General features: G+C 60.1%; 21 protein-coding genes and 1 riboswitch. Of the genes, 9 read left to right on the top strand and 12 right to left on the bottom strand.

Annotated elements, in window-relative coordinates:
* Nucleotides 1–10: 10 nt before the first annotated feature.
* The gene (locus tag ACX80Z_RS10880; RefSeq protein WP_459315892.1) at nucleotides 11–1,201 is read right to left on the bottom strand and encodes an AI-2E family transporter; all 1,191 of its coding nucleotides are present in this window, start codon (nucleotides 1,199–1,201) and stop codon (nucleotides 11–13) included.
* A gap of 184 nt (nucleotides 1,202–1,385) precedes the next feature.
* Between ACX80Z_RS10880 and ACX80Z_RS10875 the strand changes: the two genes are divergently transcribed.
* Nucleotides 1,386–2,624, top strand: coding sequence for an MFS transporter (locus ACX80Z_RS10875; protein WP_459315891.1), 1,239 nt, complete (start codon nucleotides 1,386–1,388; stop codon nucleotides 2,622–2,624).
* Between the two features lies 1 nt (nucleotide 2,625).
* Complete coding sequence (locus tag ACX80Z_RS10870; RefSeq protein WP_459315890.1) at nucleotides 2,626–2,985, top strand: ArsR/SmtB family transcription factor; 360 nt, start codon at nucleotides 2,626–2,628, stop codon at nucleotides 2,983–2,985.
* Nucleotides 2,986–3,024: 39 nt separating this feature from the next.
* Here ACX80Z_RS10870 and ACX80Z_RS10865 read toward each other — a convergent pair whose 3' ends face one another.
* From ACX80Z_RS10865 to ACX80Z_RS10835, 7 genes are all read right to left on the bottom strand, one after another.
* Nucleotides 3,025–3,654 (bottom strand): DUF305 domain-containing protein, encoded by a 630-nt coding sequence (locus tag ACX80Z_RS10865; protein ID WP_459315889.1) that lies wholly within the window; start codon nucleotides 3,652–3,654, stop codon nucleotides 3,025–3,027.
* A gap of 82 nt (nucleotides 3,655–3,736) precedes the next feature.
* Nucleotides 3,737–5,707 (bottom strand): heavy metal translocating P-type ATPase, encoded by a 1,971-nt coding sequence (locus ACX80Z_RS10860; protein WP_024475556.1) that lies wholly within the window; start codon nucleotides 5,705–5,707, stop codon nucleotides 3,737–3,739.
* A 270-nt stretch (nucleotides 5,708–5,977) separates the two neighbouring features.
* Nucleotides 5,978–7,183: an MFS transporter gene (locus ACX80Z_RS10855; protein WP_035746658.1), complete on the bottom strand. Its 1,206-nt coding sequence runs from the start codon at nucleotides 7,181–7,183 to the stop codon at nucleotides 5,978–5,980.
* 182 nt (nucleotides 7,184–7,365) lie between these two features.
* Complete coding sequence (locus ACX80Z_RS10850) at nucleotides 7,366–8,772, bottom strand: MBL fold metallo-hydrolase (protein ID WP_459315888.1); 1,407 nt, start codon at nucleotides 8,770–8,772, stop codon at nucleotides 7,366–7,368.
* Nucleotides 8,773–8,903: 131 nt separating this feature from the next.
* The gene (locus ACX80Z_RS10845; protein ID WP_024475554.1) at nucleotides 8,904–9,200 is read right to left on the bottom strand and encodes a rhodanese-like domain-containing protein; all 297 of its coding nucleotides are present in this window, start codon (nucleotides 9,198–9,200) and stop codon (nucleotides 8,904–8,906) included.
* Between the two features lie 108 nt (nucleotides 9,201–9,308).
* Nucleotides 9,309–10,211 (bottom strand): sulfite exporter TauE/SafE family protein, encoded by a 903-nt coding sequence (locus ACX80Z_RS10840; RefSeq protein ID WP_019482224.1) that lies wholly within the window; start codon nucleotides 10,209–10,211, stop codon nucleotides 9,309–9,311.
* Complete coding sequence (locus ACX80Z_RS10835; RefSeq protein WP_019482225.1) at nucleotides 10,208–10,828, bottom strand: rhodanese-like domain-containing protein; 621 nt, start codon at nucleotides 10,826–10,828, stop codon at nucleotides 10,208–10,210. The genes ACX80Z_RS10840 and ACX80Z_RS10835 overlap by 4 nt, the downstream gene beginning before the upstream one ends.
* 121 nt (nucleotides 10,829–10,949) lie before the next feature.
* Between ACX80Z_RS10835 and ACX80Z_RS10830 the strand changes: the two genes are divergently transcribed.
* Nucleotides 10,950–11,207, top strand: coding sequence for a metal-sensitive transcriptional regulator (locus ACX80Z_RS10830; protein WP_019482226.1), 258 nt, complete (start codon nucleotides 10,950–10,952; stop codon nucleotides 11,205–11,207).
* 94 nt (nucleotides 11,208–11,301) lie between these two features.
* Here ACX80Z_RS10830 and ACX80Z_RS10825 read toward each other — a convergent pair whose 3' ends face one another.
* Nucleotides 11,302–12,168 (bottom strand): serine hydrolase, encoded by an 867-nt coding sequence (locus tag ACX80Z_RS10825; RefSeq protein WP_237742062.1) that lies wholly within the window; start codon nucleotides 12,166–12,168, stop codon nucleotides 11,302–11,304.
* A 500-nt stretch (nucleotides 12,169–12,668) separates the two neighbouring features.
* Here ACX80Z_RS10825 and ACX80Z_RS10820 point away from each other — a divergent pair, with 500 nt between their 5' ends.
* On the top strand, nucleotides 12,669–13,157 hold the full coding sequence (locus ACX80Z_RS10820; protein WP_019482228.1) for an Lrp/AsnC family transcriptional regulator: 489 nt from the start codon (nucleotides 12,669–12,671) through the stop codon (nucleotides 13,155–13,157).
* A 58-nt stretch (nucleotides 13,158–13,215) separates the two neighbouring features.
* Here the strand turns inward: ACX80Z_RS10820 and ACX80Z_RS10815 are convergent, their stop codons facing one another.
* Entirely contained in the window at nucleotides 13,216–14,241 is a 1,026-nt protein-coding gene (locus ACX80Z_RS10815; RefSeq protein ID WP_116778843.1) for an isopenicillin N synthase family dioxygenase, read from the bottom strand.
* Nucleotides 14,242–14,413: 172 nt separating this feature from the next.
* The gene (locus ACX80Z_RS10810) at nucleotides 14,414–14,845 is read right to left on the bottom strand and encodes a universal stress protein (RefSeq protein WP_019482230.1); all 432 of its coding nucleotides are present in this window, start codon (nucleotides 14,843–14,845) and stop codon (nucleotides 14,414–14,416) included.
* Nucleotides 14,846–15,101: 256 nt separating this feature from the next.
* Here ACX80Z_RS10810 and ACX80Z_RS10805 point away from each other — a divergent pair, with 256 nt between their 5' ends.
* The 5 genes from ACX80Z_RS10805 (at nucleotide 15,102) to ACX80Z_RS10785 (ending at nucleotide 19,327) form a co-directional block, all read left to right on the top strand.
* Nucleotides 15,102–15,830: a VIT1/CCC1 transporter family protein gene (locus ACX80Z_RS10805; protein WP_024475551.1), complete on the top strand. Its 729-nt coding sequence runs from the start codon at nucleotides 15,102–15,104 to the stop codon at nucleotides 15,828–15,830.
* Between the two features lie 142 nt (nucleotides 15,831–15,972).
* A riboswitch (cyclic di-AMP (ydaO/yuaA leader) is annotated at nucleotides 15,973–16,151 on the top strand.
* Nucleotides 16,152–16,153: 2 nt separating this feature from the next.
* Nucleotides 16,154–17,053: a LysM peptidoglycan-binding domain-containing protein gene (locus tag ACX80Z_RS10800; RefSeq protein ID WP_459315887.1), complete on the top strand. Its 900-nt coding sequence runs from the start codon at nucleotides 16,154–16,156 to the stop codon at nucleotides 17,051–17,053.
* Nucleotides 17,054–17,214: 161 nt separating this feature from the next.
* A complete protein-coding gene (locus ACX80Z_RS10795; RefSeq protein ID WP_459315886.1) occupies nucleotides 17,215–17,955 on the top strand; it encodes a DsbA family protein in 741 nt (246 codons plus the stop codon).
* On the top strand, nucleotides 17,955–18,833 hold the full coding sequence (locus tag ACX80Z_RS10790) for a cytochrome c biogenesis CcdA family protein (RefSeq protein ID WP_459315885.1): 879 nt from the start codon (nucleotides 17,955–17,957) through the stop codon (nucleotides 18,831–18,833). The genes ACX80Z_RS10795 and ACX80Z_RS10790 overlap by 1 nt, the downstream gene beginning before the upstream one ends.
* A complete protein-coding gene (locus ACX80Z_RS10785; RefSeq protein WP_459315884.1) occupies nucleotides 18,830–19,327 on the top strand; it encodes a hypothetical protein in 498 nt (165 codons plus the stop codon). The genes ACX80Z_RS10790 and ACX80Z_RS10785 overlap by 4 nt, the downstream gene beginning before the upstream one ends.
* Before the next feature lie 11 nt (nucleotides 19,328–19,338).
* Here the strand turns inward: ACX80Z_RS10785 and ACX80Z_RS10780 are convergent, their stop codons facing one another.
* Nucleotides 19,339–20,079 (bottom strand): GntR family transcriptional regulator, encoded by a 741-nt coding sequence (locus tag ACX80Z_RS10780; RefSeq protein WP_459315883.1) that lies wholly within the window; start codon nucleotides 20,077–20,079, stop codon nucleotides 19,339–19,341.
* Between the last annotated feature and the right edge of the window lie 377 nt (nucleotides 20,080–20,456).

Raw genomic sequence — 20,456 nt, 5'->3', positions numbered from 1 at the left:
GGTGGGCCAATTATGGGTCCCGCTTCTGGCTGAAGCCACCGATGATGGGCCGCCACCACTGTGCAGCCGGGTTGGAGTCGATCAGGACTGTGCGGACCAGCAGGGTGAGCGGGATCGCCAGAATTGCCCCGATTGGGCCGATGACCACCGCCCAGAACAGAACGGAGACAAAGGTGACGGTCTGGCTGAGGGCGACCGCATTCCCCACGATCCTGGGTTGGATTATCGATTGCACAACGAGGTTGATCACTCCGTAGACGACGACGACCGCGACGACGGTACTCCACCCACCAACGAAAAAGCCGAACACCAGCGGAGGAATGATTGCGATGAAGTAGCCGATGTTCGGGATGAAGCTGCAGATGAACGCCAGTAGACCCCAAAGAAAAGCGCCCGGCACACCGAGCAGCAAAAGTGCCAACCAGTTGAGAACCCCCTGGGCGATCCCCAAACCGGTGGTGGCGACCATATACTTCCGCACACCGATCGCAAAGGACTGCAGAGCCTCAACCATAGCGGGGTGTTCCGGCTCCAATTCACTGAAGACTTTCGGGATAGATGTCGCGTCCATAGCCATCAGGATGAGCGTGGTGAGGATGATGACAAGTGCGAAGGTGATGCCCGTGACCGAACCGAGGATGCCACCGATAACGGCGACGATTCTTCCCGAATCCAGATTTGAAACGGCCGCCTGGATCTGTTGTTGATCGAGCCCGGTCGCAGCCAGCATGTTGGCGATCGTTTGACCGATCTCCTCGATCTGCGAAGCGTACTGTGGCAAGAGGGCTGCGAACTGCGCGAACGCCACCACGAGCGCCGCTACGAATGCGGCAAGCAGAGCAAAGACCGCTGCAATGACGGTGCCGGTGGCGACCCCCTGGGGTGTTCCATGGCGTTCAAGCGTGAGTCGCAGCGGATGCGCACAAATTGTGAGGATCAGCGCCAGAAATACCGGGGCAAAGAACCCCTGAATGGCGGAGATGCCGAACACCGTGACCGTGGCCCCACCCAGCCCGGCGAGAATGGCCGCCGACCTGTACGACCGAGCGGATACCTCACCGGCCCGTGGTTCGGAGCGAATTTCAGTCGGTTCAGCGACAGCGAGACCGGGATCGGGCCGAATTCTTCTACGCCACCACACCATTCCGCCCTCCGGCTCCGTTGGTTTGGCCAGTATCGCTCGGGCAAATCGCTTGAGCATCACCCGATGCGGGCGATCTAGATGTTGTTGGCAGTATCCACACGGATACCAGAAAACAGCTCTGTCAACCTTTGGCCCCGCACCTGGGGTGAGCCTGTTCTGAATCAAGAGTGCATGTGTGTGCACTTAATGCTATATCTAGATGGGACAGGTCTTCAGTGCAGGTTTGATGGACAGGATTCGCATGCTTGAGGTTCTCCGGGTTGTCGCCTATCGGAGGCTGTTCACAGCACAGATTCTTGCACTCTTAGGCACGGGTTTGCTGACTGTGGCACTAGGCCTGTTGGCTTTTGATCTGGCCGGCGGGAAGGCCGGTGCGGTGTTGGGTACCGCGTTGACTATCAAAATGCTGGCCTACGTTTTCGTCGCTCCGATAATGGCTGCCCTGGTTCAGCGGTTACCCCGCAAAACGGTTCTTGTCGCGGCGGATCTAATGCGCGCGGCCATCGCACTCGCATTACCCTTCATTGACCAGGTCTGGCAGATTTATGTGCTGGTATTCCTCCTGCAATCCGCATCCGCCACGTTCACTCCGGCATTTCAGGCTCTCATACCGGTGATTCTGCCGAAGGAGAAAGATTACACCCGAGCCCTGTCGCTCTCTCGTTTGGCCTACGATCTGGAGTCGCTGCTCAGCCCACTGATCGCTGCGGTGTTGTTGACGGTCATGAGCTACCACAACCTGTTCGTCGGGACGATGGCCGGATTCTTGCTCTCCGCGATAATTGTGCTTACCACCGCGCTGCCGCGGATACCGGCACTGGATCGAACCGGATCTCTACTACACCGGACCACTTTGGGTACGCGAATATTCCTCGGCAACCCGTCCCTCCGGGGCTTGATGGCTTTGAACCTTGTGGTGGCCTCCGGGACGGCTTTGGTGCTGGTCAATACCGTCGTCTACGCCCTGGACGTATTTGGTGGGTCCACTACTGATCTGGCTGTGGCCCTCGCCTGCTATGGCGCTGGCTCAATGGTCGTTGCGCTAGCCGCTCCACGGATCCTTGAGCGGGTGACGGACCGCACCATGATGGTTCGGGGCGGCTTTATTCTGGCGCTCGCGACCGCCGCGGCCGCGGTGATCGCCTGGACCGAACAATCCTGGCTGTTACTTCTCGCTCTGTGGATGGTACTGGGCGCGGGCACCTCAATGATCAATACGCCGTCGGCGCGGCTGCTCCGGCGGGCCGCCACCGACCGCACCCGTAGTTACCTCTTCACCGCACAGTTCTCCCTGTCACACGCCTGCTTCATCGTCACCTACCCGATCGCCGGTTGGGTTGGTGCGGGGTGGGGACAACCGGCCGCGGCAGTAGTCCTTTCTGCTCTCGCTACGCTGGGGACGGTGGCCGCGTTGCGGTTGTGGCCCGATGACCAGCACCCAGGTCCGCCCAAGGTTTCGGTTAGACAGCAGGCCCGGTGACGTGATCAATCATGGAAGCGGCCCCGCGCCGAGCCTGCATCACCCTGGCGTCCCCGACAACGTCCGCCTCGAGGCTGGCGCAGCGGTGTTCAGGATGCTTGCCGATCCGACCCGGCTGCATCTCCTGTGGATCCTCGCCCAGGCCCCGAACGACGTCAGTTCACTCGTCGACCAGACTGGCGCATCACGGACATCTGTGAGCCAGCACCTGGCGAAACTGCGGTTTTCCGGTCTGGTGACCACCCGCAAGGAGAGCCGCAACGTGGTGTACAGCATCGTCGATGGACACCTGGCCCGGCTCGTGCAGGAGGGTCTCAATCTTGCTGACCACCGGGTCACCGGCGAGCCCACCCACGGCTGAGGCCCTCTCCCCCGGATCGATTAGCGCGGCCGACCAGGGTTAGAGTTCGGCGAGCAGCTGTTCCATTTCCTGGATTTCGGCCAGCTGGGTTTCCATGATGGTCTCGGCGAGAGCAATTGCCGCAGGATACTCCCCGTTATCGATTTCCTCCTGGGCCATCTCCACCGCCCCGTCGTGGTGTTCAATCATGGATTCCAGGAACAACCCGACCGCGTCGTCACCCTCAGCCGCTTCCAGATCAGCCATCTGATCTTCATCCAGCATGCCGTCCATCCCACCCATCCCGCCCATCTCGTGCCCAGCCATGCCACCGTCGGGCATGACCGGTCGGTCCCACGCTTCGAGCCAGCCGGTCATGATATCGATCTCAGGACCCTGCGCAGCCTTGATCCTGGTGGCGAGATCGGTAATCTCAGGGCTGACGTCGTCTTTGGCAAGCATCATCTCGCTCATCTCCACCGCCTGCTGGTGGTGAGGAATCATCATCTGGGCGAACATGGCATCCGCGGGATTGTGCTCGGCAGACACCACAGCACTGGATTCGGTGGGAGTGCTCTGTTCAGCAGAGGCAGACGAGTCCGCAGCCGGGGTGCTGGTGTCACTGCTGCACCCGGCGACGCTAATAACGGCGGCAATACTTAATGCTGGCAAAGAGAGATAACGCTTCATGCTGATCTGATCCTTTTGAAATATCTGATGAATAGTCTGTAGTGGTGCCCTCGAAGGGCAGGTGCGTCGCTGAGTGAGAGCCTTAGGTGGTGAAGCGTTCGGGGCTGAGGTCGATCCTGCGCAGTAGTTGCGCGTTCAATGCGACCACGATGGTGGAAATACTCATGAGCACTGCTCCCGCCGCGGGCGAGAGCACGAAACCGGCGAAGGCCAACACGCCGGCGGCCAGGGGCACGGCGATCAGGTTGTATCCCGTCGCCCAGACCAGGTTCTGGATCATTTTCCGATAACTGGCCCGGGACAAATCGATCATCGCCAGGACTGATCGTGGATCGTTGCCTGCCAGCACCACGCCGGCGGATTCCATTGCGACGTCGGTCCCGGCGCCAATGGCAATTCCCACCTCTGCCCGGGCCAGTGCGGGGGCGTCATTCACGCCGTCGCCGACCATCGCCACTTTCAGGCCACGGGACTGCAGCTCCGCGACCTTGGAGTCCTTATCCTGCGGGAGTACGTCGGCGAAGACTTCGTCGATACCGAGTTCAGTCCCGACCGCGTCCGCCACCTGGCGTGCGTCCCCGGTAATCATCGCGACCTTCACGCCCCGGTCCTGCAACGCTTTCACCGCGGCCCGGGACTCATCCCGTACCCGGTCCTCGAGTCGCACGGCACCAAGCACGGTGCCGTCACGGACCACATGCAACACAGAAGCGCCACGGCCGATCCATTCCTGGACGGTATCTCTCATGTCCGACGGGGTCTCCAACTGCAGTTCCCTGAGCATGTTCGGGCCACCAACAATGACTTCGGTCCCGTTGACAGTGGCTCGGACACCCCGGCCGGTCATCGACGAAAAGTCGCTTCCCCGATAACCGAACACCGCCGCTTCTGGCGTGTCCATAGCTGCGTTGACGATGGCGCGTGCCACCGGGTGTTCGCTGTCGGACTCTGCCGCCGCGGCCAACGCCAACATTTCCGCATCGGACATCGTTCCGGACGTGGTGGTGGCGGTGACGGCGTGCCGGCCCTCGGTGAGAGTGCCGGTCTTATCGAACAGCACTATGTCGACAGTGCGCATGCGCTCCAACGCCATCCTGTTCTTGATCAACACACCCGCCTTCGCCGCGCGCTCCGTCGAAATCGCGATCACCAGGGGAATCGCCAAACCAAGCGCATGCGGGCAAGCGATAACCAGGACCGTGACCGTGCGGATGACCGCATCATCGGGGCTACCCAGCAGGATCCACGCGATGAAAGTGAGGATGCCAGCGACCAGGGCAAAGTAAAACAACAAGGCAGCGGCCCTGTCAGCGAGGGCCTGCGCTTTCGACGACGAGGCTTGCGCCTCAGCGACCAGACGCTGAATCCCGGCCAGAGTGGTGTCGGCTCCGACGGCGGTCACCCGCACCCGGACCGCGTTGTCGGTTGCCACAGTTCCCGCGACCACCACCTCCCCGACCGTGCGTTGCACGGTGCGGGATTCGCCGGTGATCATCGCCTCATCGAACTCGGCCACACCGTCAACGATCTCGCCATCGGCGGGTACCCGTGCGCCTGACCGGACCAAAACGACGTCGCCGGTGGCCAGCGAGCTCACGGAGACGGTTTCGATTCCCGTGTCGGTGACTTTATCTGCCTCATCGGGCAGCAGCGCGGCCAACGCATCCAAAGCCCCCGCTGCGGATCCGAGGGCACGCATTTCCATCCAGTGCCCCAACAACATGATGACCACCAGCAGGGCCAGCTCCCACCAGAAGTCCAGATTGAAATCTCCAATCCCCAGGGTGGTCACCCAGGATGCGATGAAGGCGACGCTGATGGCCATCGCAATCAGCAACATCATCCCCGGTTGCCGGGTCCGTAGTTCGGTGATCCCGCCCTTGAGGAACGGGGCACCGCCATAGAAGAAGATGATGGTACCCAGAATCGGTGAGATCCACATCGCGCCGGGGAAATCCGGCGGCGTGTAGCCGACGATCATGGCGAACATATGGCTGAACAACACCACCGGAACACTCAAGACCAAACTCAACCAGAACTTGTTCTTAAACATTGCGGTGGAATGCCCCGCATGCTCCCCATGAGAATGCACCTCATGGTCCTCGCTCTTTTTCACCTTCGGAGTTGATTCTGCAGCTGGAGTACTGGACATGATGGTCCCCTAACAAACGCAATGGTGTCATTTAGAAGTCAACGGGTGCAGCGCCCGGCAGTCATTCCGCGGGCTACAGCCGCATCAAAAGACCTTCAAGGAGTAAGCGGCCCTCTTGGGGCTCGGACTTCCCGCTCGGTACCCAGACACTATACCCCCTAGGGGTATTGGTCAAGGATGAGCTGCGGCATTGTGATCGCCGTTTCGCATCCGTAGCGCGACGACAAGTCCCGAGAGTGCGGTGACGAGCGCGACGACCGCCACAGCAGCCGGAATACCGTAAGCGTCCGCGATGACGCCGGAGAGAAGGGCCCCGACGGCGAAGCCACCGTCGCGCCACAACCGGTAAACCCCCACCGAGCGGGCCCTCCACTCGGGGTGCGCGACATCGCCTATCGCAGCCAGCAATGTGGGGTAGACCATCGCGGTGCCTGCACCAAGCAGGATGACGGCGGCAAGCCAGGTTCCGAAGCCAGTTCCAGCAGCGACCATGACCAAGGCGACTGCTTGAACCAGCATCCCCGCGACAATCAAGGGCTTGCGGCCGATTCGATCTGACAAACCGCCAGTGATCAATTGCCCGGCACCCCAGACAGCTGGATAGACGGCAGCAAGAATACCGATACGTTCAAGACCCAGACCCGCTGTGGCGAAAAGGATGGGAAACAGCCCCCAGGCGAGACCATCGTTCAGGTTATTCACCATGCCGGCCTGGCTCACTGAGGACAGGGATTTGTCCCGGAAACTCGTCAGGGTGAAGACGGCACGGCTGCTCAGCCCTGCTTCGGTGCCGGCATGGACGCTGACATGCCGAGCCGCTTCGGCTTTGGCGTGGTGATGGGTTTCGCGGATGGTCAGGGCGGATAGCCCGAGCCCAAGAGCAATGAAGACGGCACCCAGCAGGAACGGTCCGGGACGTAACCCATAGGTCGATGCTATGTAGCCGGTGGCCAGTGCTGCTCCCGCGACGCCGAGGTAGCCAGCCGCTTCGTTCAGGCCCATCGCCAGTCCTCGGCGTTCGGGACCCACCAGGTCCATTTTCATCATGACGGTGATTGACCAGGTTAGGCCCTGGCTGATGCCGAGGACGACGTTGGCTGCCACAATCCACCCCCAGGACGGCCCGAAGATCAGCAGGAGTGGGACCGGCAACGCGATCAGCCAGCCGGAAATGAGGACTGGTTTGCGCCCGTAGCGGTCTGCGAGAGTGCCGGCAAAATAGTTGGTTGCAGCCTTCGCGAGACCGAACGCGAGAATATAGGTCAGCGCGGAGGTGTAGAGCTCGAGGTGGAAGACCTTCTCGGCCAGCAGGGGCAGCACCGTCCGCTCCTGGCCAAGAGTGCCACCCACCAGGGCATTGACTGCGACGAGGAGCATGAACTGCGCCAAATTCTGCCGCAATCCCAGCTCTATTGCAGCGCCCTGTTTAGGTGGCGACGAGTTTCTGCCGGGTTTCACGGATATTCTCCTGTCACGGACCGATGGCCGAGGTTAAATGCTGTGGCGGCGACCGGATTGACCGTGCCGCCGCCACAGCTCAAGGACTGAGCTGGCTCTGTTTACTTGGCGGAAACAGTTTCCTGCTGCTTCCAGCTGGCCCATCCCGCGTAGCTTCCGTCGAGTTCGACGACGTCGTACCCTGCGCGACGAAGGCCGCTGGCCGCCACGGAGTTCCGCACTCCGGACTGGCAGTACGTGACAATGGTTCCTTCACCTGGCAGTTCATCCAGGTGCCACATAGCACGGCCACCGCTGAGCTGGTGCGAGCCGGGGATGTGCCCGGCAGTGTGTTCGGTGCGGTTGCGGACATCCAGCACCATGGCGGCGTCGAAATCGTCCAATTCCGCAGGCTGGATCAGCTTCGGGGTGTTCGTGGGAAGCCCGTCAATGCTGGTGACGTAGCCGCCAACCTTGTCGATGCCTACCCGGACCAGGTGATCCCACATGTCCTGCGCCATTTCTTGATCGGCGGCCAGAAGCACCAGCGGATTCTTGTCCGTTTCCGGGTTGACCACCCATGCTCCGTAGCTTGCCACTGACTTGCCGGCAGGAACGTTCAGGGAGCGGGCAACCGTGCCCTCATGCACCTCGGTATGTGACCGGGTGTCGATGAAGGTGACCTGATCGTCGGCTAGCTTTGCGGCGACGTCGGCGATGCTCAGCTCTGTCAAGGGTGCTCGCTGGCCCATGACTACTGGACCTTCACGATTCTCCCTCTTCATTCGACCGAAGTAGGCGTGAGCATCGGGCTGTCCATCAAGCAGTTCGTCGATGAAGCCCTGTTCGTCATTGGCCGCGAGATACGGTCCCCACCAGGCGTACAGGCGCTCGTATCCCACAGTGGAGGACGGGATTGCCCCGAGGGCCTTACCGCAGGCACTGCCGGCACCGTGGGCAGGGTGGACCTGGACATAGTCGGGCAGGGTCAGAAACTTATCCCGCAGGCTGGTGAACAACTGCTTGGCACCCTCGAATCGGGTATCAACGCCGCCAGCTGCCTCATCCAGCAGATCGGGGCGCCCCAAATCTCCCGAGAATACAAAGTCCCCCGACAGCAGGAAGCCGGGTTCGGAGCTGAAAGCTCCGTCGGTCACCAGGAAGGACAGGTGCTCCGGGGTGTGGCCAGGGGTATGAACGGCCTTGATGGTGATGTTGCCGATGACAATTTTGTCGCCGTCGTAGAGCCGTTCGCCGTCAAATTCGTACTGCCAGTCGGGGCCACCTTCACCGGAGACGTAAATCTTTGCACCGGTGGCGGCCGCGAGTTCGCGGGTACCTGAGAGGTAGTCGGCATGGATGTGGGTTTCAGTGACGGCGATGATTTCCATGCCGTTCTTTTGGGCCAGATCCTGGTAGACGGCGATGTCGCGGCGGCCGTCGACAACTACCGCGGTGCCGTTGGCCTGGCAGCCAATCAGGTAGCTGGCCTGTGCGAGGTCTTCATCGTAAATACGCTCGATAAGCATCTGCTGATCTCCTTCGTTCGTGGTCTTGATCTATTACTACTGTAATACCCCTAGGGGTATATGGCAAGGCAACATTCTTCTATGCTTCACGCTCCGGGGCACGCCCCCATGGCGGCCACCGGCGGAATGGGTTAGGTAGTCGGAAGACCGGCCTTGGTCCAGGCAGACATTCCACCGGCCATCGTGTCGGCGGTAAACCCTGCGCCGTTCAACGCGTCGGCAACCCGGGCGGAGCGGTTGCCGCTCCGGCACACCGCGATCACATGAACCGACGGATTCAGTTCGGACAGTCGCGCCTGCAACTCGCCCATCGGGATATGCAACGCCCCGGGGATCATGCCCTCGGCTACCTCAAAATCTTCCCGAACATCGAGGATGATCGACTCTGAACGGCGTTGGTCGGCCTCATTGATGGTGATTTCAGCCATGGTTTTCTCCTTCAATAGTTCATTAGGGTGTGGCAGCGGTCAGGTCTTGTCCGCCGAACGATTGGATTGCGGGTGGGCCCACAGGTCTCGCCTGGCGCGGGCTGTGATTCAGGCGGGCGACGGGGCCTTCTCGCGTCGTGGCCCGTCAGGCTTGCGAAGGGGACACGATTTGAGGAAGAACCAGCAGGCCACAACGCCGACTGCCGCGAGTGCGGCAACCCCAGCAACAAAGAACCACCGCAGGTCAGCGGGTGCCTGCTGAATGAGTACAAACGTGCCCATTGCCAGAACGAACCACCCAAATGCCTTCCGCAGCGCCACCTCGGGAATTCGCCCGGCCAGTCTGGAGCCAATTAGGGTGCCCACGACGGCCGCCGCGGTCACGGCCAGGGTGATACCCCAGTCGATCTGCACCGTCGTCAGATACCCAGCGAGTCCGGCGAAGGACTTCATGGCGATGACGACGAGCGAGGTACCGACGGCAATCGACATCGGCAAGCCACCGAGCAATGCCAACGCTGGAACGACGAGGAATCCGCCGCCTGCGCCGACTAGTCCAGTCACAAGCCCCACAACAGCCCCATCCAGCAGCACTCTGCCGATAGGAAGTTCGTGCTTGACTGGCTCACCGCTGTCCGTCGATTTTTTCTTACGTCCGCGAAGCATCGCCACGGAGGTGGCGACCATCATGAGCGCAAAGGCAATGAGCAGGATCTGCCCCGGGATTTGGCCACCCAGGAGACCGCCGGCAAATGCACCGACCATTCCGGCCGCGCCAAAGATCAAGCCGGTTCGCCACATCACCCTCCCCCCACGGGCGTGACTGATGACACTGACCGCTGACGTGACGCCGACGACGAAAAGGGAAGCGGCGATAGCCTCCTTGGCCTCAAACCCGGCGACGTAGACCAGGATTGGGACGGTGAGGATCGATCCGCCGCCACCCAGCACGCCGAGGGAGAGCCCGATCACCACAGAGAGGGCCAGAACCAGGACCAGGGTGGTGGTCATGAGGCTGTGGTCTCATCTCCGGCGTTAGCAACGGGAAGAGTCAGTATGGCACTTTCGCGTGTGGGATCAACAGCGGCCCTGTTCCACGGCATCGTCGAGATGGCTTTACCCATCGCACAGGTGTTGGTTGCGGCCGAGAAGGTGAGACCAGTGCCAATGACACCGGCCAACAAACGGATTTTCGGTGATACGAATTTACCTCCAGTGAGGCCCACCATCACCAGGGAACCTGCTGCGAGACGGACCTGACGCTCTAGATCCCAGCGGTCCTTACCCTTGACTACATCTCCACCGGCGGCAGCAAATCCTGGAACACCACCGGTCAGTACATAGGCAGTGTCAATACCTGAGGTTGCTAGCCGCTGGCGGGCCTGTTCGGCGCGGATGCCGGAATGACAGACCAGCACGACGCGTGAGGCCAGGCGGGCTGCAAGCTCATCGGTGTGCTCTGACAGCAACGGCAGCGGCACGTTGTAGGAGCCGCGGATATGCATGGACTCAAATTCGGCGGCGGAGCGGACGTCGATCACGACGAGGTCCTGATGCTCTGTCGCCCATTCACGCAGAGTCCCCGGATCAAGTGCTGTGATGGAAGTGGACGTGGAAACAGGAGTCATGTGTGCCTCTCAAAAGGATGTATTGGATACCCGACCGAGTATTGCAGATACCCCATGGGTATGCAAAACACCCCAGGGGGTATACGATGGATCGTACACAATCTAAGCCCTTGGAGATCTCATGCAACTTGATTCGACTGAACTAGCGCCGGTCGTCAACAGACTTAAACGTGCGCAGGGTCAGCTCGCTGCTGTTACGCGCATGCTTGAGGAGAGCAAGGACTGCAAGGACATCGTGACGCAGCTGGCCGCCGTTTCCAAGGCACTCGATAGGGCGGGCTTCGCTATTATTGCCAGCGGTCTCGAGCAGTGCATCGTTCGCGAGGACGCCACGATGGACAGGAAAGAACTCGAGAAGCTTTTCCTCTCCCTCGCCTAACCGGCATGATCTTCCCTTGGGAGAAAGCTTCCGCACATGCTTTCGCCTCAGGCGTTGCGAGTCCCGCTGCCTTCGCCTCTGGAATCACAGGCACTCATAAGTCAGCAGCGAAGAGCGCATCCTCAGCCGCGCGGGTCAGGGAACGAATTAGCTGGATCTGATCGGCTTCACTACCGTCACCGGTGTTCTTGGTATAGATCACCAGGGCTACAGTGGAATCGCCATGGGTCAGGAGTGCAGCATCGTGAAGATCTGAACCTATCAGTCCGTACTTATGATGCACGGTGACCTCCGGACTGGCTCCTGCAGGGATTAGTTCTTCATTGTTCGTTTCCTGCATGTAGCCCAGCAACTGAGCTGTATTCTCCCGGTTCAGCAGTTCTCCCTCATGAAGCATTGTCAGCACCCGCGCCATATCCGCGGTGGTAAGCAGATTTTCCTCGGGATCATAGGCAACACCAAGGGACTCGGCATAGTCAGTCAGTTCCGGATAACCGACCGACTGCATCAGGAGCAACCAGGCATTGTTGTCACTGTTGTTGACCATGTCCTGGATCTGGAAGCCCGCGTCTTCTTTGCCCAGGTTTTCATCGAGACTGGCTTCGCCGTCTTCGACTGAATGGTAGAAGGCTGCAGCCGTAATGATCTTTGCCGTGCTGGCAGCAAAGAACGCTGACTCTTCCCCGAAAAGTCGTGCATTATCGCCGGAAGTGTCGGCTATCGCGACCCCGACGCGGTAGTCACCTGCGGCGTCAAGGATCGCTGTGATGTCTTCATCAAGTGACTCGGGTGCTTCCGCTACGGGGGCCGACGGACGCTCCGCTGAACGTTCAGCATCCGTCGGGAGCATATCGGCGGCAGAGGGTATAGCCGTCGAGGTTTCTTCGGGAGCCATGTCCGTCGGCTTCCCTGTCGCCGGAGCGCAGCCAGCACCGGCCACCAACAATACAAGTGCAGGCAAGAACGCAAACTTCTTCGTGGTGACCTCCCAGGTGGTTCGATCTTGTCATGGCCGGTACGACGCGCCGGCATCTCAACAAACCGATATTTGGCGTCTCTATGACCTCCGGCAACACCTTGCATTCAGTGTCTCGCCTGTTACGAGCGTCCCACAGACCACCGCAGGGACAAGAACCAGTGTGCAGGTCAACCGTAGATATGAACCCTTCCAGCGGTGGCGTCGGCCGCAATCCAGCTCAATGGAGTCCGCAGCAGGGGTGGGGCGACGGACCGAGTGCGCTCCTTATGGGAGCGACACTTCGCAACCTTGGAGGGGTGTACTCACTAGCTGCTTGCAAAGCCTGGGAAGGGGATCTCCATTCCTGACCTTTCTGTCTTCCATTGAGCAACATCGTCATACCTGTGTGCAACAGTCGGCGTATTTGGTAGTCAATCTGACTAGACTTTTAGTTATCCGGATGTCAACCTTGGTCATCCTGACCGCGCCTATTGAGGAGAACCATGGCCATCAACAAAGATCAACGTCCGATCAGGGATGCTATTGATCGCGCTGTCCTCGAAGCACTCGACGCTGACCCTCGAATGACCGTGCTGGCCATCGCGCACCGCACAGGGTTGGCCCGCGGCACGGTCCAGGCGCGCCTGGAGCGCTACGAGTCACAAGGTGCCCTGCGGGATAACAGCGTGCGCATCGTGCCAGAGGCCCTCGGCCTGTTCATATCAGCGCATGTAGCCGCAGAGCTTGACCAGCACAGGATCGATGTTGCCGTTGAAGGGCTCCGCGCCATTCCAGAAATTGTCGAATGTCTTGCACCCGCAGGAGAAACGGACCTTCTCTGCCGGGTTGTCGCTCGCGACCCGGACGACCTCTACCGAGTGTCAGAAGAGATTCGCCTCTGCCCCGGAATCCTGCGAACCAGAACCAGCATGTTTCTTCGCCAGCCCATCCCCTACCGGATGAGTCCGCTGCTTGCGACGCTGGGTGGCTAACCAACGGATCGGTACAGCGGTTCCGCTGCGCTTCATGCCTGGTGACTGTCTACGTTCCCTATTGCTGCCCTTGCTGCTGCAGGAGGTCGGCGTGGTGAAGCGCGGCAACGTTTGGGTGGGCCCGCAACCGATAGCGCAGAGCATTATCCCCATAGGTTTCAAGGATTGGGCTGTTGGTCGGGTCCACCGACAGCCCCTGGGCCTTGGCGTGAAACTGCGGGCTCATGCGCAGTGCGGGCATGGTGGCATCCAGCGCCGGATTGTAGAAGAAGGGCAGGGAAATCCTGTCGGTTCCGGTACCAGGTGAGATGACACGGTGCAGTGTCGCTTTGAGGTAGCCGTTTGTCGCCAATTCGAGCATTTCACCGATGTTGACCACGAACGTTCCAGGGACCTGAGGTACGTCGATCCACTCTCCTTGGTATTCGACCTGGAGTCCGCCCTTTCCCGGTTCCACCAGGAGCAGTGTGAGCACTCCGCCGTCGCGGTGCGACCCGACGCCTTGTTTCGGCTCGTTGCCGGACTCCCCCGGGTAACGCACGATTTTCAGCATCGGGAAGGCGCTTGAACCAAAGGCTTCATCGAAACTGTCCTCCGGTGCACCGAGAGACACGGCAAGCGCCCGTAAAAGGTCGAGGGAAATGGCACTCAGTCGCTGAGTCCACTCAGAGACGATCTTCCGCATCTCGGGCAATTCAGCCGGCCACAAATTGGGGCCTTCCAACCGCCAGTAGTCAGCGACCCCTGCCGCCGGTTCCACAGCGTTGCGCTCGACGCCAATGTCGATCTGCTCTCGCCAGTCCACCGCCCGATCAGTCAATTCGGCGCCCATCCTGGTGTAGCCACGAAACTGGGGGCTATGAACGTTCTCCAGCTCCAGTTTTTGCTCCTCCGACAAGTCGAAGAAGCGTCTGGAGGTAGCGAGCATGGCGTTAGTGAGCTCCTGCGGGATGCCATGACCTGCCAGGTACAGGAATCCGACCTCGTGCATCGCATTGCGCAGATCGTCCCGGAAGTCCGATGCCTCCTCGGGCCCTGCGTTCAGCTGAGAGTAATCCAGGACGGGCAGTGATTCGAGTGACAAGTTCTTATAGTCCTTTACAACGCGTTTCGGAAACCGAAGTCCGTATCCGCTTCAATGTTACGACTCAAGCCGAAGAGACGAACGATCCCGTTGCGAAGTATGTCGATCTGACTTTGTCGCCGCGCGCAGTCCTCGTTTCAGCCCAGGCCGCAGCTTGGGAGCTGCAGTGAAATCAGGAGGCGGTCTTCACGACGAGCACGTCACAGGGTGCGTTATGTACGACACTCCACGCAACGCTTCCCAGAACCCGTCGAAGCCCCTTCATTCCCACGTTACCTACCACCAGCAATTGGGCACCGACACGCTCGGCTTCCTCGATGAGGACATCCTGCGGCTTGCCCCGCCCCGCAGCGGGGCGCACCTTCACGGAAGGGTGTTGTTCTCGCAGTTTCACTGCAACCTGCTCGGCCAACTTGAGAGCCTGCTCAGCATCATCCAGTATCCAAGTGTCGTTGCCGATATGGACAACTTCCGTGTTACCCGTAATGTGCGCGCTGACCACCACAAGTTCTGCATCGAGGCCTTCGGCAAGAGTCGCGGCGCGCGAGGCTGCCTTGTACGCGGTCTCGCTTCCATCCACACCAACAATCACACTTCCGGTCATGACGTTTCCTCCTCGAACTTCGAACCGCAATTGCGGTATGTGGTGCCTACTTGGTTCGCTTACCTTACTCGGTCAAAGAATCCCATGCCTCTTCGCCGGCGCCCGGAACAAAACGGCCGGCGCGGTGACTATTGCAAGCCCCTTTCAGCGCCGCAGTGAATCACAGCGAATTCCGTCGAGGTCACCCGAATCGGAATCCCGACAGGAGAGTCGATCCTTACTGGTGTACTGGCTCGTGGAGGCCTAGATTACGGGAATGACTAGTTCTCCCGTACCAGGCACGCATAGTGACGAACCCCATGACAACACCATCCATGGCAGGCTCAATTGGCTTCGAGCGGGTGTGCTTGGAGCCAATGATGGGATTGTCTCGGTCGCTGCCCTCGTCGTCGGAGTTGCGGGAGCGACAACGGCAACCCCCGTGATTCTTGCCGCTGGCATTGCCGGTCTTGTCGGCGGCGCGATATCCATGGCCCTCGGAGAGTATGTGTCCGTGAGTAGTCAGAAAGACAGCCAGCAGGCCCTCATCGCCAAGGAACGCCTTGAGCTTGAAACCGAGCCTGAAGCGGAACTTGCGGAGCTGGCCGGAATCTACGAATCGAAGGGGCTTAGCCGGGACACAGCCCATCAGGTGGCAGTGGAACTCACCAAACACGATGCCCTGGGGGCCCATCTCGAAGCTGAACTCGGATTGCGCGAGGACGCCGTGGCGAGCCCGCTAGCTGCTGCGGCCGCATCTGCGCTGGCCTTCACCCTTGGCGCGATCCTCCCCCTGCTGACGATTCTTCTGTTTCCAGAGGAAACTCGTGTCCTCGCGACCTTCGTCGCAGTCCTGATTGCCCTCGCCGTAACCGGCTACGGCAGCGCACGGATTGGCGGCAACCCGGCGACGCGCCCGACCGTAAGGATCGTTCTTGGCGGCGCGCTGGCATTGGCAGCCACTTTCCTTATCGGGTCACTCCTGGGCACCACGGGAGTGGTCTGACGCTCCACTGATGCCTGGGAATCGCTCTCTCTTCATTGAGGTTGCCAACCAGGGAGGCGCCGTCAGTGTAAATGTTTGTACATTTAGTTTTTCCGAGTAGGTTTAATACAGTGCCCCACTGAAGGTGGGGCTTATCGAGGCCTTTTACCGAACCCAGCCAAAGGCCTTGGTCCTTTAGATAGGAAGGCTGGGGCGGGGAAACCATAGGTGGGTTCTTTAGGAACCCTTGGGGTGAAGCCGGGCGGGGCGTTTGTCCTCGTGCGGCCGGGTGTCTCCCATCCGAATCCGACAGCTCACCTCGTAGGTATAGGGAGAGATTATTCATGTCATCAAATACTGTGCGCGCCCGACATCGCGCCGATACGAAAAGCCGTTCGATTCTTCTCCTCAGCAGGCAAGCCGTCCTGCCTCAGGGGGGACCCAAGATCGCCGCGCTTGTGGTTGCTTCCGGAATGCTTGCGGCGGGAGCAAGCCCCGCCCACGCTTCGGCGATCGCCCACCCGGCGCAGGATCACACCGTTTCATCGTTCTCATCGGCTGCTTCAACAGTCGAAGTGGAGGCGAGCCCCACCAATCAAGGCACTGCGTACACCGTGAAGTCAGGTGATTCGCTGGGCGCTATCAGCGTTCAGACAGGTGTGGCGTTGCACAAGCTGCTGAGCCTAAACCAGCTCACCGTCACGTCAATCATCTACCCGGGAAACACCATCGTGCTGTCCGAGGAGTCGAATGCCGTGACTGCTGCACCGGTTGCCTCTGGCTCCGCAGCCTCGTCATCAGCGGTTTCCGACTTTAGCGTGAGTACACAAAGTGCATCGATCAGTCCCCTGAGTAACCGGGTGAGCAGCGAGTCAGGAAATATCTGGGATTCCTCGGACGCTCCCCAGAGCGGTACTGCCAACAGCCGTATTCTTGCCTTCGCCAACACGCAGTTGGGCGCTATTCAGGACTGCACCGTCCTGGGCGAAGGGGCATTGCGAGCCGCCGGGGTGATGGGGGTGGGAGACGAGTCCCCTGAGTCCTTGATGGCCTTCGCTACTCCGGTATCAGATCCCCAGCCCGGCGACTTCGTCTACTACGCCGACGGCGGGATGGGCTTTTCACACAACGCCGTCTACCTCGGCGACGGACGAGCCATCCACAGCGGCTGGAACGGTAACCAGACCGTTGAGGAATCCGTCAATGTGGGTTCCGGTCCTGTCTATTACCGGGTCAACATCTAGTTATCCAACGCCGCTGGTGGGGCTCTGACCTCGCTGACAGCGGTGTTTCTCGGACGCGCCCGGACACCAGATCCGACAAACAGGGATCTGGTGTCCGGGTGAATCCCCCTTTTCCGTCCCCTTGTGCCTTCCCATGGGGCGCACGACGCCAGGAGTAATGAATGCCACAAGAATCTGATCAACGAACCGCGGGTGTTCGATCGGCCACCCTCATTGCTGCCCTGCTTGTCGCCGCGCTCATCCTGATTATTGGCTTGATCGCTTCCCAGCGAGCCTCCTCACCCGCTTCTGATGGATCAGGAACAGACGTCGCAGAGGAATCCGGCGGCCGGGAGGAAGAGAAGTTCGATTTATCCCGGCGCATCGCCGACGACCCGTTAGCAATGGGTGAGGTCGACGCCCCCGTTGTTCTGGTCGAATACGCCGATTACAGATGCCCGTTCTGCGGGGTTTTCTCTCGCGAGACATTGCCGGCGTTGGTCGAGCAGTATGTTGCTAGCGGAGAACTAAGGATTGAGTGGCGAGATTTACCTGTTTTCGGAACTGAGTCTCTTGATGCTGCAGTTGCCGGCCGGGCAGCAGGGGAACAGGATAGGTTCTGGGAGTTCAATAAAGCCGTCTTCGCTGCGGCCCCCGACCGCGGACACATCAGCCTCCCGCGCGAGGAGCTGATCCGCATCGCAGAAGAAGTTGGGGTAGCCGACATCACGGCGTTCACAGCGGATCTGGACTCGGAGGAGCTCAATCAGGCTGTTCAAACCGACGCTGAGGAAGCCGCAGCCCTGGGAGCTACCGGAACACCCTTGTTTCTGGTGAACGACATCCCCATCTCGGGCGCCCAACCGGTAGAAGTATTTGAACAAGCCATTGAGACTGTGCTGGCAGAAACCAGTCTCCAGTAATGCTAATCGGGTACAGCGGGGCGTTCCTCGGTGGTCTCCTCACCCTCCTCAGTCCGTGCTCAGCATTGTTGCTGCCAGCATTCTTCGCGTATGCCTTCAGCACAAAACGGCAACTGGTCGGCCGGACCATGCTCTTCTACGCAGGATTGTTGTGCACCCTCGTACCCCTGGGGGTCTTCGCTGGCACCCTGGGGTCCCTCGTCACCACTGACAGACACATTCTCATCGGGCTCGCAGCCGCCCTCATGATCGTTTTGGGTCTCATTCAGATCCTCGGTGTCCGCCTACCGGCATTCATCCGCACCCGGTCCGCGACTGTCGGTTCCGGCAGTTCCGTCTTCGTCCTCGGATTGGCGTACGGGGTCGCAGGAGCCTGCACCGGACCCATCCTTGGGTCAATTCTTACCGTCGCCGCAGCTGGCAGCAACGCCGTCTACGGCGGAATTCTGCTCGCCATCTATGCACTGGGAATGGCAGTCCCGCTGTTCTTCCTCGCTGCGCTGTGGGACCGCCTCGGTGTTTCCGGACGTCGGTGGCTTCGTCCCCGCCCTGTAACCATCGGACGGTGGTCCAACACCTGGATTATGGTGATCTCTGGCTCCCTTTCAATCGGCATCGGAATCTTCCTCATCGCCACAGACGGAACAGCGAGTCTGGGTGGGATCCTTTCCGTTACCGACCAGTTCGCCCTCGAGAACGCGGTACGTACCTTCGCGGACTCAATCCCCGACGTAGCTGTCATGCTGTTAATTCTCATGCTCCTCACCGCAACCGGCGCCATCTACTTACGCCGGCGCAGCCACAGGTCATCAGCACCCCCGAATGACCCCGCATCACCAGAAGCGTCTTCGGATCAAGTGTCAAAGGAAGCTCCATGACTCCCCGCACCGAGAACCCCACGACCCAGCGACCCACTCTGCTCAACGCTCTTCTTCGGTGGCCCTTACGCCGGTGGATCGCCGTGTTATTCGGTGCGGTGGCGACCTTCCTGCTCGTAGCCATTCCGACCGATCTCATCGACACGCCATTATTCAGCCGTGAAGTTCCCCCCACCTGGTGGTCGGTGCCAGCGCTGATCATCTCCTCGGCGCTAAGCGGCCTGGTCCTCGGTACCTATATCGCCCAGGATCGGATTGTGGAATCTCCGCGGACCCGTTCGGGCATCGCGGGGGCGATCGTGACTTTCTTTGCCGTCGGCTGCCCCGTGTGCAACAAGATCGTCTTGCTCGCTCTGGGAACCTCGGGAGCGATGCAGTACTTCGAGCCCATTCAACCCGTCCTCGCGGTTCTCGCTATCGGCCTACTCTCCTGGGCCTTCTACCGGCGCGCCACGTATGAGGATCGTTGCCCAGTCCCAGCGAAGTCGGTATAACGGCCGTTTGTTCAGGACGTCGGCGGATCCGCTTTACACCCGAAGTTGGTCGCAATCTCCACCCGGTCACCCACAACATAGGTTCGTCGGAACTCGACGTATTGCGCCCGATGACACCCAGTTCGCTCGATCAGTAGAAGTGGCGAACCGGCGGCACATTGCAGAAGCCTCGAGTGCTCCGGAGCGGCCAGGACAGCCGAGAGTTGCTCAGTTCCGCCGTTGAGGACCATTCCGCAATGCTTTTCGAGCTCCCCATACAAGGAGTTCCTGGTGAAATCTGAATCCACTAAACCTCCCGCAATATCTGCAGGCATCCACACTTCGTCCAGCGCAATTGGCTCCTCGTCGGCAAAGCGCACCCGAGTGAGATGGAAGAATTCGGCGTCCTGCTTCAAGGAAAGCAGGGTCGCCGTGGCAGGACTCTGTGTGATTTCCTGTTGAAGCACAACGCTTCGGTGTTCCATCCCAGAGTCTCGCACGGACGCCAGCAGGCTGTATAACGGGCCGAAGGCTGTATTTCCTCCCGCCTGGACCCGCGACATTCGCCCGGGATGCGCGTTAACGTGCCCCGCGTCCCGCAAGGGCCTCAACGCTGCCCTGATCGTTCCGCGGCTGACCCCGTATCGTTGCGCCAACTCAAGCTCGCCCGGGAACCGGGCATCGAAAGTGCCACGTTGGAGCTCGCTCAACAAATCGGCGCTCACCCGTTTCCACAACGGACCTGCCGCTCTAGTTCCATCAGTTGTCGTCATGCCGGTAATTCCTCCCGAAACCCTTCATTCAAACCGCACACCCGCATCCCCATTCATCCCATCTACTAGCTGAACCAAGGCTACGCCCCAGCAACTGGCCGAATGACGCAGCTTGAACGGCCTGGGAATGGAACCGTGAGGGATTGTCTCGCTGGGTCCCGTGCCACACTCCTGGCGCTGTGTGAGAGGTAACGCCGACCTGGCGCCAGCGACCAACCACCTGTTCCTGGCCTCGCGAGCCCTAGGAACACACGGCACGCTCACTGGGGTCTGTAACTTTTTCGGTGTTTTCAGCATTTTAGTTAGTAGGTTTCGGCTGCCGGCCAACGCCCGGCGAAAGTGATGGCAAAGGCATTCAGCGCGGGTTTCCACCGTAC

The sequence above is a fragment of the Arthrobacter sp. TMT4-20 genome, assembly GCF_054510775.1.
The sequence above is the reverse complement of the archived record's forward strand: the minus strand, read 5'-3'. Positions and strand labels throughout refer to the sequence as shown.

Excerpts from the sequence above, each read along its gene's own strand:
- ACX80Z_RS10880 (WP_459315892.1), bottom strand. The coding sequence starts at position 1,201 with ATGCTCAAGCGATTTGCCCGAGCGATACTGGCCAAACCAACGGAGCCG.
- ACX80Z_RS10875 (WP_459315891.1), top strand. The coding sequence starts at position 1,386 with ATGCTTGAGGTTCTCCGGGTTGTCGCCTATCGGAGGCTGTTCACAGCA.
- ACX80Z_RS10865 (WP_459315889.1), bottom strand. The coding sequence starts at position 3,654 with ATGAAGCGTTATCTCTCTTTGCCAGCATTAAGTATTGCCGCCGTTATT.
- ACX80Z_RS10860 (WP_024475556.1), bottom strand. The coding sequence starts at position 5,707 with ATGTTTAAGAACAAGTTCTGGTTGAGTTTGGTCTTGAGTGTTCCGGTG.
- ACX80Z_RS10855 (WP_035746658.1), bottom strand. The coding sequence starts at position 7,183 with ATGCTCCTCGTCGCAGTCAATGCCCTGGTGGGTGGCACTCTTGGCCAG.
- ACX80Z_RS10850 (WP_459315888.1), bottom strand. The coding sequence starts at position 8,772 with ATGCTTATCGAGCGTATTTACGATGAAGACCTCGCACAGGCCAGCTAC.
- ACX80Z_RS10845 (WP_024475554.1), bottom strand. The coding sequence starts at position 9,200 with ATGGCTGAAATCACCATCAATGAGGCCGACCAACGCCGTTCAGAGTCG.
- ACX80Z_RS10840 (WP_019482224.1), bottom strand. The coding sequence starts at position 10,211 with ATGACCACCACCCTGGTCCTGGTTCTGGCCCTCTCTGTGGTGATCGGG.
- ACX80Z_RS10835 (WP_019482225.1), bottom strand. The coding sequence starts at position 10,828 with ATGACTCCTGTTTCCACGTCCACTTCCATCACAGCACTTGATCCGGGG.
- ACX80Z_RS10830 (WP_019482226.1), top strand. The coding sequence starts at position 10,950 with ATGCAACTTGATTCGACTGAACTAGCGCCGGTCGTCAACAGACTTAAA.
- ACX80Z_RS10820 (WP_019482228.1), top strand. The coding sequence starts at position 12,669 with ATGGCCATCAACAAAGATCAACGTCCGATCAGGGATGCTATTGATCGC.
- ACX80Z_RS10810 (WP_019482230.1), bottom strand. The coding sequence starts at position 14,845 with ATGACCGGAAGTGTGATTGTTGGTGTGGATGGAAGCGAGACCGCGTAC.
- ACX80Z_RS10805 (WP_024475551.1), top strand. The coding sequence starts at position 15,102 with ATGACTAGTTCTCCCGTACCAGGCACGCATAGTGACGAACCCCATGAC.
- ACX80Z_RS10800 (WP_459315887.1), top strand. The coding sequence starts at position 16,154 with ATGTCATCAAATACTGTGCGCGCCCGACATCGCGCCGATACGAAAAGC.
- ACX80Z_RS10795 (WP_459315886.1), top strand. The coding sequence starts at position 17,215 with ATGCCACAAGAATCTGATCAACGAACCGCGGGTGTTCGATCGGCCACC.
- ACX80Z_RS10790 (WP_459315885.1), top strand. The coding sequence starts at position 17,955 with ATGCTAATCGGGTACAGCGGGGCGTTCCTCGGTGGTCTCCTCACCCTC.
- ACX80Z_RS10785 (WP_459315884.1), top strand. The coding sequence starts at position 18,830 with ATGACTCCCCGCACCGAGAACCCCACGACCCAGCGACCCACTCTGCTC.
- ACX80Z_RS10780 (WP_459315883.1), bottom strand. The coding sequence starts at position 20,079 with ATGACGACAACTGATGGAACTAGAGCGGCAGGTCCGTTGTGGAAACGG.